The 15,222-nt window shown below is 72.2% G+C and carries 11 protein-coding genes and 1 pseudogene; 7 read left to right on the top strand and 5 right to left on the bottom strand.

The window, feature by feature from the left end; genetic code table 11:
• Positions 1 to 52: 52 nt before the first annotated feature.
• The 3 genes and pseudogenes from ACZ4MF_RS09120 to serC all read right to left on the bottom strand — a co-directional run.
• Positions 53 to 454, bottom strand: a pseudogene (locus ACZ4MF_RS09120) (PPOX class F420-dependent oxidoreductase); the annotation flags it as partial.
• Positions 455 to 636: 182 nt separating this feature from the next.
• Positions 637 to 1,011, bottom strand: coding sequence for a VOC family protein (locus ACZ4MF_RS09115; RefSeq protein ID WP_467491235.1), 375 nt, complete (start codon positions 1,009 to 1,011; stop codon positions 637 to 639).
• 262 nt (positions 1,012 to 1,273) lie between these two features.
• The gene (serC, locus tag ACZ4MF_RS09110; protein ID WP_356020172.1) at positions 1,274 to 2,392 is read right to left on the bottom strand and encodes a phosphoserine transaminase; all 1,119 of its coding nucleotides are present in this window, start codon (positions 2,390 to 2,392) and stop codon (positions 1,274 to 1,276) included.
• Positions 2,393 to 2,549: 157 nt separating this feature from the next.
• Here serC and ACZ4MF_RS09105 point away from each other — a divergent pair, with 157 nt between their 5' ends.
• A complete protein-coding gene (locus ACZ4MF_RS09105) occupies positions 2,550 to 5,447 on the top strand; it encodes an FAD-binding and (Fe-S)-binding domain-containing protein (RefSeq protein WP_467491233.1) in 2,898 nt (965 codons plus the stop codon).
• A 309-nt stretch (positions 5,448 to 5,756) separates the two neighbouring features.
• Complete coding sequence (locus tag ACZ4MF_RS09100; protein ID WP_467491231.1) at positions 5,757 to 6,719, top strand: EamA family transporter; 963 nt, start codon at positions 5,757 to 5,759, stop codon at positions 6,717 to 6,719.
• 281 nt (positions 6,720 to 7,000) lie between these two features.
• Here ACZ4MF_RS09100 and ACZ4MF_RS09095 read toward each other — a convergent pair whose 3' ends face one another.
• Together ACZ4MF_RS09095 and ACZ4MF_RS09090 are read right to left on the bottom strand one after the other, a co-directional pair.
• On the bottom strand, positions 7,001 to 7,195 hold the full coding sequence (locus tag ACZ4MF_RS09095; RefSeq protein WP_467491229.1) for a DUF397 domain-containing protein: 195 nt from the start codon (positions 7,193 to 7,195) through the stop codon (positions 7,001 to 7,003).
• Positions 7,125 to 8,000, bottom strand: a complete 876-nt coding sequence (locus ACZ4MF_RS09090; RefSeq protein ID WP_467491227.1) for a helix-turn-helix domain-containing protein — start codon at positions 7,998 to 8,000, stop codon at positions 7,125 to 7,127. The genes ACZ4MF_RS09095 and ACZ4MF_RS09090 overlap by 71 nt, the downstream gene beginning before the upstream one ends.
• Positions 8,001 to 8,117: 117 nt before the next feature.
• Between ACZ4MF_RS09090 and ACZ4MF_RS09085 the strand changes: the two genes are divergently transcribed.
• From ACZ4MF_RS09085 to ACZ4MF_RS09065, 5 genes are read left to right on the top strand one after another with little or no spacing between them, the layout of a single operon-like run.
• The gene (locus ACZ4MF_RS09085; RefSeq protein WP_467491225.1) at positions 8,118 to 8,912 is read left to right on the top strand and encodes a TIGR03084 family metal-binding protein; all 795 of its coding nucleotides are present in this window, start codon (positions 8,118 to 8,120) and stop codon (positions 8,910 to 8,912) included.
• Positions 8,909 to 10,585, top strand: coding sequence for an acyclic terpene utilization AtuA family protein (locus tag ACZ4MF_RS09080; RefSeq protein WP_467491223.1), 1,677 nt, complete (start codon positions 8,909 to 8,911; stop codon positions 10,583 to 10,585). The genes ACZ4MF_RS09085 and ACZ4MF_RS09080 overlap by 4 nt, the downstream gene beginning before the upstream one ends.
• Complete coding sequence (locus ACZ4MF_RS09075; protein WP_467491221.1) at positions 10,582 to 12,180, top strand: acyl-CoA carboxylase subunit beta; 1,599 nt, start codon at positions 10,582 to 10,584, stop codon at positions 12,178 to 12,180. Before ACZ4MF_RS09080 ends, ACZ4MF_RS09075 begins: the two co-directional genes overlap by 4 nt.
• Before the next feature lie 8 nt (positions 12,181 to 12,188).
• Positions 12,189 to 14,051, top strand: a complete 1,863-nt coding sequence (locus ACZ4MF_RS09070; RefSeq protein ID WP_467491219.1) for an acetyl/propionyl/methylcrotonyl-CoA carboxylase subunit alpha — start codon at positions 12,189 to 12,191, stop codon at positions 14,049 to 14,051.
• A 7-nt stretch (positions 14,052 to 14,058) separates the two neighbouring features.
• Positions 14,059 to 15,219: an acyl-CoA dehydrogenase family protein gene (locus ACZ4MF_RS09065; RefSeq protein WP_467491217.1), complete on the top strand. Its 1,161-nt coding sequence runs from the start codon at positions 14,059 to 14,061 to the stop codon at positions 15,217 to 15,219.
• Positions 15,220 to 15,222: the final 3 nt, after the last annotated feature.

Genomic DNA, 15,222 nt, shown 5'->3' with positions numbered 1-15,222 from the left:
GTGTCTGCGGGGGCGCCCCCGGGGGCGACTGCGGTGGCGACTGCGGGGGCGCCTCCTCCACCGGCCGTACCTCGTAGTGCAGCGTCGTCGCCCGCATCACCTTGTGCGAGAGCGGCACCAACACCCCTTGTACGAACGGGTACTTGTGCCGCAGCAGCCGCGCCGCGTGCCTGTCCTCCGCGCTGCCGTGCTCCAGCAGCCGGGCCCGCGCGTGGATCTCCGGTCCGGTGGGGGCCCCGCGCACGGTGGCGGGAGCCAGCTCCACCTCGGGGTTGCCGCGCAGCCGCTTGACCTTCCAGGTGGTGCCCGGCGTACGGAAGTAGGCGTGGTCCCCCTCTACGGCGATGTTCACCGGGGTGCCGACGCCGGTGCCGTCCCGCTTGTGGGTCGTGAGCAGGGCGGCGTACTGCTTGACGAACGGTGCGAGCGCGGGGCTCGTACGCACACTTGCCATGTCTCCATGGAGACACCGGACGCCCGGCTTCTCAAGTGCGGGGCGCGTCACCGCCGATGACTGGGAGCGCTCCCACGGGTCTGGACGCGGCAGGGCGGCCGGTGCGGATCGCACGTCGACCTGGATCGCCGATCTCAAGGCTCTGGCCGGGCTGACCGGCGGCAAACCGACAAAAGGCCGCCTCAGTGGAGGCAGAGGCAGAAGGGATGGCCGGCCGGGTCCGCGTAGACCCGCCAGTTGGCCCCCGCGCGGACCTGGTCCGTCCGCTCCAGCACGGTCGCGCCGAGGGAGAGCGCCCGCTTCTCCTCGCCGTCGAGGTCGTCCACGTCGAAATCCAGGTGGAGCTGCTGCGGGCGCTCCTGGCCGGGCCATTCGGGCGCCCGGTAGCCGTCCACCCGCTGGCAGGCCAGCGGCGTCCCCTCGAACCCGTGCACCTCGACCCAGTCGGGATCCTCGGGATGCGCGACCACGCGCCCGCCGAGCAGTTCCGCCCAGAACTCGGCGAGCCGCACCGGATCGGCACAGTCCAGCGCGACCGCCTGCAACTTTCGAATCACTTCCGACACCCCTCGTTCTTCAGCCGCTTCCGCAACGCCCCCGTACGGGAGGTGTCGTACCCGCCACGTCGACGGGCATGCGCGGCGGTACGCCGGCCCGTGCTCCGTCGCCCGCGCTCCGTCCGTCCTCCGTCATGCGCCGAGCGGACCCCGCTGGGCCGCGGCGGCGAACCGGGGCGCGTACTCGGTCGGTCGCCGCCCGAGCGAAGGGCGCCCGGTGATGTCCCACCGGGCGCCCTTCAGCGTGCTGTCCGCCGTGAGGTCAGAGCTTCTCGATCACGAAGTCGATGCACTTCGTCAGGGCCTCGACGTCCGCCGGGTCGATCGCCGGGAACATCGCGATGCGGAGCTGGTTGCGGCCGAGCTTGCGATAGGGCTCGGTGTCCACGATGCCGTTGGCGCGCAGGACCTTGGCGACGGCGGCGGCGTCGATCTCGTCGGCGAAGTCGATCGTGCCGATGACCTGCGAGCGCTTGGCCGGGTCGGTGACGAACGGGGTGGCGTACTTGGATTCCTCGGCCCAGGTGTAGAGGCGGGTGGAGGAGTCCTTCGTGCGGCCCGTGGAGAAGGCGAGGCCGCCCTGGCCGTTGAGCCACTCCAACTGCTCGTTCAGGAGGAAGAGGGTGGCGAGGGCCGGGGTGTTGTACGTCTGGTTCTTGCGGGAGTTGTCGATCGCCGTGGGGAGGCTGAAGAACTCGGGGACGTGGCGGCCGGACGCGTGGACGCGCTCCGCGCGCTCGATCGCGGCCGGGGAGAAGACGCCGATCCACAGGCCGCCGTCGGAGGCGAAGGACTTCTGCGGGGCGAAGTAGTAGACGTCCGTCTCGGACACGTCGACCGGCAGGCCGCCCGCGCCGGACGTGGCGTCCACGAGGACGAGCGCGCCCTCGTCGGCGCCGGCCACGCGCTTGATCGGCATGGCGACACCGGTGGAGGTCTCGTTGTGGGTGAAGGCGTAGACGTCGACGCCCGCCTCGGCCCGAGGCTCGGGGTGGGTGCCGGGGTCGGTGGCGATGACGGTGGGCTCGGCCAGCCAGGGCGCCAGCTTGGCGGCCTTGGCGAACTTGGAGGAGAACTCACCGAAGTTCAGGTGCTGCGACTTGTTCTCGATCAGACCGTGGGTGGCGATGTCCCAGAAGGCGGTCGAGCCGCCGTTGCCGAGAACCACCTCGTAGCCCTCGGGCAGGGAGAACAGCTCGGAGATGCCTTCGCGGACCTTGCCGACCAGGTTCTTGACGGGCGCCTGGCGGTGGGAGGTGCCCAGCAGGGACGAACCGGTCGCGGCGAGGGCGTCCAGCGCCTCGGTGCGCACCTTGGAGGGGCCCGCGCCGAATCGTCCGTCGGCGGGCTTGATGTCAGCGGGAATCTGGATGTCGGCCACGAGTCGGAGGGTATCCGGTGGGCGAAACCGGGCGGAACCGTGTCCGTCCGATGAGACGAGATCGTCCGGCGGCAGGACGCGTAAATTAGTACGACGATATGGGCGAGGCTGTGGAAAACTTTCGGTGACGGTGCGTGATCGGATGCATGCTGGACGCATGACAGATCTCGCCGAGGCGCTGCGCAGGGCCGTCCGGGGAGAGGTGGGCTTCGACGTCACCTCCCGGGCGCTGGTCACGATGGACGCGTCCAACTACCGACGCGTCCCGCTCGGTGTCGTGGCCCCGAGAGACGCCGACGACGTGGCCGCCGTGCTGGCGGTGTGCCGGGCGCGCGGTGTGCCGGTGGTGGCGCGCGGCGGGGGTACGTCGATCGCCGGGCAGGCGACGGGCACGGGCGTGGTGCTGGACTTCACGCGGCACATGAACCGCCTGCTGGAGCTGGATCCGGGCGAGCGCACGGCCGTCGTCCAGCCCGGCCTCGTCCTCGACCGGCTCCAGGAGGCCGCCGCCCCGCACGGCCTGCGCTTCGGCCCGGACCCGTCCACACACAGCAGATGCACGCTCGGCGGAATGATCGGCAACAACTCGTGCGGTTCCCACTCCGTCGCCTGGGGAACCACCGCGGACAGCGTGCGCGAGCTGTCCGTCGTCACCGCGCGCGGGCAGTTCCTGCGGCCGGGGCGGGACTGGGCCGGGGCGCCGGACGGGCTGCGGGAGCTGGCGGCGGGCGAGCCGGCCCGGCTGCGCACCGGCTTCCCCGACCTGCCCCGCCGCATCTCGGGGTACGCGCTGGACGCCCTGCTGCCCGAGAAGGGCGCCGACGTGGCCCGCTCCTTCTGCGGCTCGGAAGGCACGCTCGGCATCCTGACCGAGGCGGTCGTACGGCTGGTGCAGGCGCCGCGCGCGCGTGCGCTCGCCGTGCTGGGATACGGCGACGAGAGCGCGGCGGCCGAGGCCGCGGCCGGACTCCTGCCGCTCGGCCCGCTGACGGTGGAGGGCATGGCGGCCGATCTGGTCCGTTCGGCGGCCGGGCTGCCGAAGGGCGGCGCCTGGCTGTTCGTGGAGACCGGCGGGGAGTCGGCGGGCGAGGCACGCGCGCGTGCGGAGCAGATCGTCCGCGCGGCCGACGTGGTCGACGCCCTGGTGGTGACGGACGCGGGTGCCCAGCGGGCCCTGTGGCGCATCCGCGAGGACGCGAGCGGCACGGCGACCCGCCTGCCCGACGGCTCCGAGGCCTGGCCCGGCTGGGAGGACTGCGCGGTGCCGCCCGCCCGGCTCGGCGCCTACCTGCGCGACTTCCGCGCGCTGCTGTCCGCGCACGGCCTGCGCGGCACGCCGTACGGCCACTTCGGCGACGGCTGCATCCACATCCGCATCGACTTCGACCTGCTCACCGAGGCCGGCGTCGCCCGCTTCCGCCGCTTCTCCGAGGAGCTGGCCGACCTGGTGGTGGAGCACGGCGGCTCGCTGTCCGGGGAGCACGGCGACGGACAGGCCCGCGCGGAGCTGCTGCCGCGCATGTACGGCGCCGAGACGGTCCGGCTCTTCGAGCGGGCCAAGGCGCTCTGGGACCCCGACGACCTGCTCAACCCCGGCATGCTGGTCCGCCCCGCCCCGCTGGACAGCAACCTCCGCTTCTCGGTGCTGCCGGGACGCCCCGTCGACGTGGAGTTCGGCTATCCGGCCGACGGCGGCGACTTCCGCGCGGCGGTCCGCCGCTGCGTGGGCGTGGCCAAGTGCCGTACGGCCACGGCGTCCGGCCCGGCCGTGATGTGCCCGTCCTTCCGGGCGACCGGCGAGGAGGAGCATTCCACGCGCGGCCGGGCCCGGCTGCTGCACGAGATGCTGGCGGGCGAACTGGTCACCGACGGCTGGCAGTCCACCGAGGTCCGCGACGCCCTCGACCTGTGCCTGTCCTGCAAGGGCTGCCGCTCGGACTGCCCGGTCGGCGTCGACATGGCCACCTACAAGGCCGAGTTCCTGCACCACCACTACGCCGGCCGGCGCCGCCCCGCGGCTCACCACAGCATGGGCCGGCTGCCCGAGTGGCTGCGCCGGGTGGCCCGCACGCGCACGGCCCCCCTGCTCAACGCGCTGGCCTCGCTGCGGCCGTTCGCCGCCGTCGGCAAACGCCTGGGCGGGATCGCGGCGGAGCGGGACATCCCCAGGCTGGCGACGCGGACGTTCACCGGCTGGTGGCGCACGCGGCGGGCGGCACCCGCGCCCCGGTCCGTGCCCGAGTCGGCGCCCGCGGGGAAGCTGGTCGTGCTGTGGCCGGACACCTTCACCGAGCACCTGTCCCCGTCCGTGGGCCGGGCCGCCGTCCGGGTGCTGGAGGCCGCCGGACTGCGGGTGGCCCTGCCGCCGACGCTGCTGCCGCGCGCGGCGGCGCTCGGCACGGGGCGCAGCAGATCGGCCCTCGCATTCCTCACCGCCCGCCGGGCCCGGGTCTGCTGCGGCCTGACGTACGTCTCCACCGGCCAACTGGACCGCGCCCGGGCGGTGTTGCGCCGCACGCTGGACCTGATGGAGCCGGTGCTGCGGGCGCGCGTCCCGGTCGTCGTCCTGGAGCCGAGCTGCGCGGCGGCGCTGCGCACGGACCTGCCCGAACTGCTGCCCGACGACCCGCGGGCGGCCGAGCTGTCCGCGGCGGTCCTCACCTTCGCCGAGGCCCTGGAGCGGCACGCCCCGCACTGGACGCCGCCGGCCGTGGACCGCCCGGTCGCCGGCCAGACCCACTGCCACCAGCACGCGGTCCTCGGCGACAGTCCCGACCGCCGGCTGCGCGAGGCCGCGGGCCTCACCGGTGAACTGAGCGGCGGCTGCTGCGGCCTCGCGGGCAACTTCGGATTCGAGAAAGGCCACTTCGAAGTGTCGAAGGCCTGCGCCGAGGACCAGCTCCTGCCCTCGCTGCGCGCCGCGCCCGAGGAGGCGCTCGTCCTGGCCGACGGCTTCTCCTGCCGCACCCAGCTGGCGCAACTGGCCGGGGTCCGCGGCAGACACCTGGCGGAGGTACTGGCGGAGGCGCTGGAGGCCGGTTCCGGTTGTTCATAAGGGAGCGCTCGGGTTCATAAGAGTCATGGCAGGACCCCCAGGCCCGGCAGGACCCCCAGACCTGGCAGGCCCCCAGGGCGGCCGGCCCCCGGCACCGCCGGGCCAGGGACCGTACGCGTACGGACACCACGCACCGATGTCCCTGGCCGACGGCCGCCCGCTCTTCCGGGACGAGGAGGGAGCGAACAGGAGGCCGGATCCCACGATGCGGGACAGCTACTAAAGGGGTTCACGCTCCTGTCGAAGTCCATTACCCTGAACTTGTTAGTACATCGGGATAGACATACTCGATCAAGTCCAGGACAGCCCGTGACCGCCGCCTCCAGCACCAACGCCTCCCGCACCGCCACGCCGGCCGCGACCCCGGCCGCCCCGTCCGGCGCACCGCGCCGCTTCGGCTCGCCCCGCTCACTCGGCCCGGTCGGGCTGGTGCTGGCCGGCGGCATCTCGGTCCAGTTCGGCGGCGCGCTCGCGGTGACCCTGATGCCCCGCGCCGGCGCGCTGGGCGTCGTCACCCTGCGCCTCCTCGCGGCGGCGATCGTCCTCCTCGTGGTCTGCCGCCCCGGGCTGCGCGGCCACTCGCGCGCCGACTGGGGCACGGTGGTCGCGTTCGGTATCGCCATGGCCGCGATGAACGGGCTCTTCTACGAGGCGGTCGCCCGCATCCCGCTGGGCCCGGCGGTCACCCTCGAAGTCCTCGGCCCGCTCACCCTGTCCGTCCTGGCCTCCCGCCGCGCGATCAACGCGGTGTGGGCAGGTCTGGCCCTGCTCGGCGTGTTCCTGCTGGGCGGCGGAGGCTTCAGCGACCTGGATCCCACAGGTGTCGGATTCGCCCTGGGCGCAGGCGCCATGTGGGCGGTCTACATACTCTTCAGCGCCCGCACGGGCCGCCGCTTCCCCCAGGCGGACGGCCTGGCCCTGGCCATGGCGGTGGCGGCGCTCCTCTTCCTCCCCCTGGGCGTCACCTCGGCGGGCACCCGTCTGCTGGAGCCCACCACCGTCGCCCTCGGCTCGGCCGTGGCCCTGCTCTCCTCGGTCCTCCCCTACACCCTCGAACTCCTGGCCCTGCGCCGCCTCCCCGCCTCCACGTTCGCCATCCTGATGAGCCTGGAACCGGCCATCGCGGCCACGGCGGGCTTCCTCATCCTGGGCCAGTCCCTGTCCTGGACCGAGGCGGCCGCCATCGCCCTGGTCATCACCGCCAGCATCGGCGCGGTCCGCACCCAGGTGGGCCGCGGAAAGGCCCGGGTGGAGCCGGCACCGGAGGCGTGACGGCAGGGGCATCGGAGGTCTCACGTTCTACTGCCCCGCGCCGCACTCCCCCAGGCAGAGAAGGCGTACGGAGACATGGAGCACAATCGCCCAGACGCGGAACTCCTCGCTCAGGACCAACTGCCGGGGATCAGCGCCTGTATCGGTCGTTACGACGGCTGGCTGGGACCTGGTGCGCGGGTGGCGGATGGTCGGCGCGGAGTGAATCTCGCCGACGGCGGCGATCGTCCACGCAGCGCATCCCGGCCCCGGCCGCTTCCGGCCGGGGCTGATCAGTCGCTTCAGCCCTTGACCGACTGAACGAAGGCCGACCAGGCGCGGGTGGGGAAGAGGAGGGCGGGCCCCTGCTGGTGCTTGGAGTCACGGACGGCTATGGCGGGGGTGAGATCGGCGACCTCGACGCAGTCACCGCCGTTGCTGCCGCTGTAGGACGACTTCCGCCATATCGTTCCTGTCAGGGTCCGGCTCGTCTCCATAGCGTTCCTCCATCACCCGAGCGATCACGGCCGCCGACTCTCTCGGGGAGAGGGCGTCGGCCTGCAGGCGAGCGTATCCGACCGAACGCTCCTTGATGACCTGCGGGTTGGCCGTCAGGTGGCCCGAGTCGTAGTTCTCGCTGTAGTACAGGTCGGGGTGGCCGTCGAAGCGCAAGACGTTGAAAGAGCCCATCAGTCCTGTGTGCTGGCCCGCAGCGAACGGCAGCACCTGTAGCTCCATCCAGGGCTTGCCGAAGTGCCCCAGAAGGCGAGCCAGTTGTCCACGCATCACCTCCCGGCTTCCCACTTGCCGGTACAGCACCGACTCGTCCAGAACCACCCACAGCACCGGCGGCTGCTCCCGCGCAAGAATCCGCTGGCGCTCCATCCGTGCGGCCACCATCTCGTCAAGCCGCTCGGTCTGTTCGACGCCGAGTACTGCACGTGCGTAGGACTCCGTCTGGAGAAGCCCGTATACCAGCTGGCACTGGTAGGCGGAGATGTATGTCGCTGTCGCCTCCATCTCCGCATACGGCTGAAACCAACTGGGCAACTGGCTCCGTAACACCAGCCCGACCAGACGCGAGAACAAGCCGTCCGTCCCCAGCGCCGCATCCACCCGCTCGGAGAACTCCCGCTGCGGCACCCGCGCGGCCGTCTCGATCATGCCGATGAACGACCCCGTGCAGAACACGATCGACCCCAGTTGGGCCAGCGTCAGGCCGGCCGCTTCCCGGGCCCTGCGCAGCTCATAGCCGTAGTAGTCCAACGGTGACGCACTGGGATCGAGTTTGCGGATGTTCACCGTCACCACCTCCGTTCACCGAGGGTAGCGATCTGCGTGCGCACAGGAGTCGCCCTGTGGAAACCAATTCATGCAAGCGTGCTTGATTGTTTCTGCCCTCACTGCCATGCTCCCCCCATGGCCGACCCGACGCCCGTCATCGATGACCTGCGTGCCGAGAGCGAGGAACTCGACCTGCTCGTGGCCGAGTTGAGCCCGGAGCAGTGGGCACTGCCCACCCCCGCCCCCGGCTGGACCCTCGCCCACCAGATCGCCCACCTCGCCTGGACCGACCGCTCGGCCCTGCTCGCCGTCACCGACGCGGACGCCTTCCGGGCGCTGGTCGAGAAGGCGCTCGCCGCCCCCGACTCCTTCGTGGACGAGGGCGCGGAGGAGGGAACCCGGCTCGACCCCACCGAACTGCTGCGGACCTGGCGGGCCGGCCGCACCGCGCTCGACCAGGCCCTGCGCGCCGCGCCGCCCGGCGCCCGTCTCCCCTGGTACGGCCCGCCGATGTCGGCCGCCTCCATGGCCACCGCCCGCCTCATGGAGACCTGGGCCCACGGCCTGGACATCGCCGACGCCCTGGGTGTGGTGCGCCCACCCACCGACCGGCTCAGGCATGTGGCCCGACTCGGGGTGCGGACACGCGACTTCGCCTACACCGTCCATCAGCTGACCCCTCCCGCCGAGGAGTTCCGCGTCGAACTCACCGCGCCGACGGGGGAGACGTGGGCATACGGCCCCGAGAACGCCCCGCAGCGCGTCACCGGCCCCGCCCTCGACTTCTGCCTCCTCGTCACCCGGCGCGCCCACCGCGCCGACCTCGGCCTGACCGCCGTGGGCCCGGACGCCGACCGCTGGCTGGACATCGCGCAGGCCTTCGCGGGGCCGCCCGGCGCCGGCCGTCCGCCGAAGGAGGGCGAGCGGTGAACCCCCTGCGTATCGGCAACTTCTCCGGCTTCTACGGCGACCGCGCGAGCGCCCTGCGCGACATGCTCACCGGCGGCGAACTCGACGTCCTCACCGGCGACTACCTCGCCGAACTCACCATGCTGATCCTCGCCCGCGACCGGCTCAAGGACCCCGGCGCCGGTTACGCCCGTACCTTCCCGCGCCAGCTGGAGGACTGCCTCGGCCTCGCCCATGAGCGCGAGGTGAAGATCGTCACCAACGCCGGAGGGCTCAATCCGGCCGGACTGGCCAGTGCCATAAGGGAGTTGGCCGACCGGCTCGGCATCCCGGTCACCGTCGCGCACGTCGAGGGCGACGACCTCACCGCCGCCCACCCCGGCACCCTGGCCGCCCACGCCTACCTCGGCGGCTTCGGGATCGCCGAGTGTCTGCGGGCCGGTGCGGACATCGTCGTCACCGGGCGCGTGACCGACGCGGCCCTGGTCACCGGGCCCGCCGCGGCCCACTTCGGGTGGGCGCGGACGGACCACGACCGGCTCGCGGGCGCCGTCGTCGCCGGGCACGTGCTGGAGTGCGGGACGCAGGCCACCGGCGGGAACTACGCGTTCTTCCGAGAGGGCGACGTCCGCCGGCCCGGGTTCCCGCTCGCCGAGATCCACGCCGACGGCAGCAGCGTGATCACCAAGCACCCCGGCACCGGCGGTCTGGTCGACGTCGGCACCGTCACCGCGCAGCTGCTGTACGAGACCGGCGGCGGGCGGTACGCCGGGCCCGACGTCACCGCCCGGCTGGACACCGTACGGCTGAGCCAGGACGGGGCGGACCGGGTGAGGATCGAGGGCGTGCGCGGCGAGGCACCGCCGCCGGACCTCAAAGTCGGGCTCAACCGGCTCGGCGGCTTCCGCAACGAGCTCGCCTTCGTCCTCACCGGGCTCGACATCGAGGCCAAGGCCGCGCTGGTGCGGGAGCAGCTCGGCGACGCGCTCGCCACGTCGCCGCCCGCCGAGGTCCGTTGGGAGCTGGTGCGGACCGACCGGGGCGACGCGGACACCGAGGAGACCGCCAGCGCCCTGCTGCGGCTCGTCGTACGGGACGCGGACGAGCGGGTCGTCGGGCGGGCGCTGAGCGGGGCCGCCGTGGAACTGGCGCTGGCCAGCTACCCCGGGTTCCATGTGCTCTCGCCACCGGAAAAGGCCGCGACCTATGGGGTCTTCGAGGATGTGTACGTCCACCATGACGCCGTAGACCACATGGCGGTCCTCTACGACGGACGGCGTATCCCTGTGGCGCCGCCCCAGGACACCCAGCCCCTGGCCCCCGTACCGGAACCGTCCCTCCCGGACTCGCTCCCCGCCGGACCGACCCGCCGTGCACCCCTCGGGCTGGTCGCCGGGGCGCGCAGCGGGGACAAGGGCGGGAACGCCAACGTCGGCGTCTGGGCCCGCAGCGACGAGGCCTGGCGGTGGCTCGCGCACGAGCTGACCGCCGAAAGGTTCCGGCAGCTGATCCCCGAGAGCGCGGAGCTGCCCGTCACCCGGCATGTGCTGCCGAACCTCCGCGCGGTCAACTTCGTTGTCGAGGGCATCCTCGGCGCCGGCGTCGCCGCCCGGCACCGCTTCGACCCGCAGGCCAAGGCCCTCGGCGAATGGCTGCGCTCCCGCCACCTGGACATCCCGGAGGCCCTGCTTTGACCACCCTGACCTCGGCCCTCGACCCGGCCGGCCCCGACCACCGCGCGCATCGCGAGGCCATGCTCGCAAAGCTCGCCGAACTCGACGCCGAGCACGCCAAGGCGCTCGCGGGCGGCGGCGAGAAGTACGTCCAAAGACACCGCCAACGCGGCAAGTTGCTCGCACGGGAGCGGATCGAGCTGCTCCTCGACCCGGACACGCCCTTCCTGGAGCTGTCCCCGCTCGCCGCCTGGGGCAGTGACTACACGGTCGGCGCCTCGATCGTCACCGGCATCGGCGTGGTCGCGGGCGTGGAGTGCCTGATCACCGCGAACGACCCGACCGTGCGCGGCGGCGCGAGCAACCCGTGGAGCCTGAAGAAGGCCCTGCGCGCCAACGACATCGCGCTCGCCAACCGGCTGCCCTGCATCAGCCTGGTGGAGTCCGGCGGTGCCGATCTGCCGTCCCAGAAGGAGATCTTCATCCCGGGCGGCGCCATCTTCCGCGACCTCACTCGCCTGTCCGCCGCCGGCATCCCGACCGTCGCCGTCGTCTTCGGCAACTCCACCGCCGGTGGTGCCTACATTCCCGGCATGTCCGACCACGTGATCATGGTCAAGGAGCGGGCGAAGGTCTTCCTCGGCGGTCCGCCGCTGGTGAAGATGGCCACCGGCGAGGAGAGCGACGACGAGTCCCTGGGCGGCGCGGAGATGCACGCGCGCGTGTCGGGTCTCGCCGACTACTTCGCCGTCGACGAGCCGGACGCGCTGCGGCAGGCGCGGCGGGTCGTCGCCCGCCTCAACCACCGCAAGGCGTACCCGGATCCGGCGCCCGCCGAGCCGCCCAAGTACGACCAGGAAGAACTGCTGGGCATCGTCCCCGGTGATCTGAAGATCCCCTTCGACCCGCGCGAGGTCATCGCCCGGATCGTGGACGCCTCCGACTTCGACGAGTTCAAGCCGCTGTACGGGACCAGTCTGGTGACCGGCTGGGCCGCCCTGCACGGCTATCCGGTCGGCATCCTCGCCAACGCCCAGGGGGTCCTGTTCAGCGCGGAGTCGCAGAAGGCCGCCCAGTTCATCCAGCTCGCCAACCAGCGCGACATCCCGCTGCTCTTCCTGCACAACACCACCGGCTACATGGTGGGCAAGGAGTACGAGCAGGGCGGGATCGTCAAACACGGCTCGATGATGATCAACGCGGTCAGCAACAGCAGGGTTCCGCACCTGTCCGTGCTCATGGGGGCGTCGTACGGCGCCGGGCACTACGGCATGTGCGGGCGCGCCTACGACCCCCGGTTCCTGTTCGCCTGGCCGAGCGCCAAGTCCGCCGTGATGGGGCCGCAGCAGCTCGCGGGCGTGCTGTCGATCGTCGCCCGCCAGTCGGCGGCGGCGAAGGGGCAGCCGTACGACGAGGACGCGGACGCCGCCCTGCGCGCCATGGTGGAGCAGCAGATCGAGTCCGAGTCGCTGCCGATGTTCCTGTCCGGGCGGCTGTACGACGACGGCGTCATCGACCCGCGCGACACCCGCACCGTCCTCGGCCTGTGCCTGTCCGCGATCCACACCGCGCCCTACGAGGGCGCGCGTGGCGGCTTCGGCGTCTTCCGGATGTGAGGGATTCCGTGATCTCTGCGATTTCGACACTGCTCGTCGCCAACCGGGGCGAGATCGCCTGCCGTATCTTCCGCACCTGCCGTGAGTTGGGAATCCGGACGGTGGCCGTGCACTCGGACGCGGACGAGCACGCGCTCCACGCGCGCGTGGCCGACACGGCGGTACGGCTGCCGGGCGCGGCGCCCGCCGAGACGTATCTGCGCGGCGACCTGATCGTGAAGGCGGCCCTCGCCGCCGGCGCGGACGCCGTGCACCCCGGCTACGGCTTCCTCTCCGAGAACCCCGACTTCGCCCGCGCCGTGCTCGACGCCGGCCTGACCTGGATCGGCCCGCCCCCGGAGGCCATCGAGGCGATGGCGTCCAAGACCCGCGCGAAGGAGCTGATGGGTCTCGCGCCCCTCGACGCGGCGCAGGTCACGGAGGCCGAGCTGCCGGTGCTGGTGAAGGCGGCCGCCGGGGGTGGGGGGCGCGGTATGCGGATAGTGCGCCGTCTGGAGGAGCTGAGCGCCGCACTGGAGGCCGCGCGTGCCGAGGCCGCGAGCGCCTTCGGCGACGGCGAGGTCTTCATCGAGCCCTACCTGGAGCACGGTCGCCACGTCGAGGTGCAGATCCTCGCCGACACCCACGGCACGGTCTGGCCCCTCGGCACCCGCGACTGCTCCCTCCAGCGCCGCCACCAGAAGGTGATCGAGGAGGCCCCGGCGCCCGGCCTGTCCGAGGGGCTCACGCAGGACCTGTACGCGCTGGCCGTGCAGGCCGCGAGCGCCGTCGCCTACGTGGGCGCGGGCACCGTCGAGTTCCTCGTCGCCGACGGCCGCGCGCACTTCCTGGAGATGAACACCCGCCTCCAGGTCGAACACCCCGTGACCGAGGAGGTGTTCGGCATCGACCTGGTCGCCGAACAGATCCGGATCGCGGAGGGCGGGGCCCTCGAAAAGGACCCGCCACGCGCGCGTGGCCACGCGATCGAGGCCCGCCTGTACGCCGAGGACCCCGCCCACGACTGGGCCCCGCAGACCGGCACCCTGCACCGCCTCGCCCTACCGGCCGGCGTCCGCCTGGACACCGGCTACACCGACGGCGACACCATCGGCGTCCACTACGACCCGATGCTCGCGAAGCTCGTCGCCCACGCAGCCACCCGCGCGGAGGCGATCCGCAGGCTCGCCGGAGCACTGGAGCGCGCGGAGATCCACGGCCCGGCCACCAACCGCGCGCTGCTGATCCGCTCCCTGCGCCACGAGGAGTTCACCAGCGGCCGCATGGACACCGGCTTCTACGACCGCCACCTCACCGCACTGACCGAGCCCGCCCCCGACCCGTACGCCCCCCTCGCCGCAGCCCTCGCCGACGCCCACGGCCGCTCCCGCTTCGGCGGCTGGCGCAACCTGCCCTCACAGCCGCAGGTGAAGCGGTACGCGGTGGCGGGGGAGGAGCAGGAGGTCCGCTACTGGCACACGAGGGAAGGCCTGGCGGCGGACGCGGTACGCGTCGTGCACGCCGACGAGCGCGCGGTCGTACTCGAAGTGGACGGTGTGGAACGGAAGTTCGTGATCGCTCGCTACGGCGACGAGGTGTACGTGGGCACCACCCGCCTCACCGCCCTGCCCCGTTTCCCCGCCCCCACCGCCCAGCTCGCCCCCGGTTCCCTGCTCGCGCCGATGCCGGGCACGGTCGTCCGCGTCGCCGAGGGCCTGGCGGAGGGGGCGGCGGTTCGGGCCGGCCAAGGCCTCATCTGGCTGGAGGCGATGAAGATGCAGCACCAGATCTCGGCGCCGGTCACCGGAACCCTGACCGCGCTGCACGCCAGGACCGGCCAGCAGGTGGAACCCGGAATGTTGCTCGCCGTAGTGCAGGAAACCTCTTCTTAGGAGCCTCATGTCTCCCGTCATCGAAACCGAAGAGCACAAAGCCCTCCGCTCAGCGGTAGCCGCCCTCGGCAGGCGCTACGGACGCGACTACCTCGTCCAGGCGGTCGCCGCCGGAAAGCCCCCCACCGAACTCTGGTCCGAGGCCGGAAAACTCGGCTACCTCGGCGTCAACCTGCCGGAGGCGTACGGCGGCGGAGGCGGTGGCATCACCGGACTCTCCATCGTCCTCGAAGAGCTGGGCGCCGCAGGATCGCCCCTGCTCATGCTCATCGTGTCCCCGGCCATCTGCGGAACGGTCATCTCCCGCTTCGGCACCGAGGCCCAGAAGCAGACCTGGCTCCCCGGTCTCGCCGACGGCACCCGGCTCATGGCCTTCGGCATCACCGAACCCGACGCCGGCTCCAACTCCCACCGCATCACCACGACCGCGCGCAAGGACGGCACCGACTGGCTGCTCACCGGCCGCAAGGTCTTCATCTCCGGTGTCGACATCGCCGACGCCGTCCTCGTCGTCGGCCGCACCGAGGACGCCCGCACCGGACGCCTCAAGCCCTGCCTGTTCATCGTCCCGACGGACGCCGAGGGCTTCGACAAGCGCCCCCTCGACATGGAACTGAGCGCGGCCGAGAAGCAGTTCGAGCTGGTCCTGGAGGACGTACGGCTGCCCGCCGACGCGCTCGTCGGCGACGAGGACGCCGGTCTGCTGCAACTGTTCGCCGGACTCAACCCCGAGCGGATCATGACCGCCGCGTTCGCCATCGGGATGGGCCGGTACGCGCTCGCCAAGGCGATCGAGTACGCCCGCGACCGTACCGTCTGGAAGGCCCCCATCGGCGCCCACCAGGCCATCGCGCACCCCCTGGCGCAGGCGCACATCGACCTGGAGCTGGCCCGGCTGATGATGCAGAAGGCGGCCCACCTCTACGACGCCGGCGACGACATGGGCGCGGGCGAGGCCGCCAACATGGCGAAGTACGCGGCCGGTGAGGCCTGTGTGAAGGCCGTCGACCAGGCCGTGCACACCCTCGGCGGCAACGGCCTCACGCGCGAGTTCGGCCTCGCCTCGCTGATAACGGCCGCGCGCGTGGCTCGTATCGCGCCGGTGAGCCGGGAGATGATTCTCAACTACGTCTCCCACCAGACGCTCGGCCTGCCCAAGTCGTACTGAGCC

The sequence above is a fragment of the Streptomyces sp. NPDC025793 genome, from assembly GCF_055558375.1.
The sequence above is the reverse complement of the archived record's forward strand: the minus strand, read 5'-3'. Positions and strand labels throughout refer to the sequence as shown.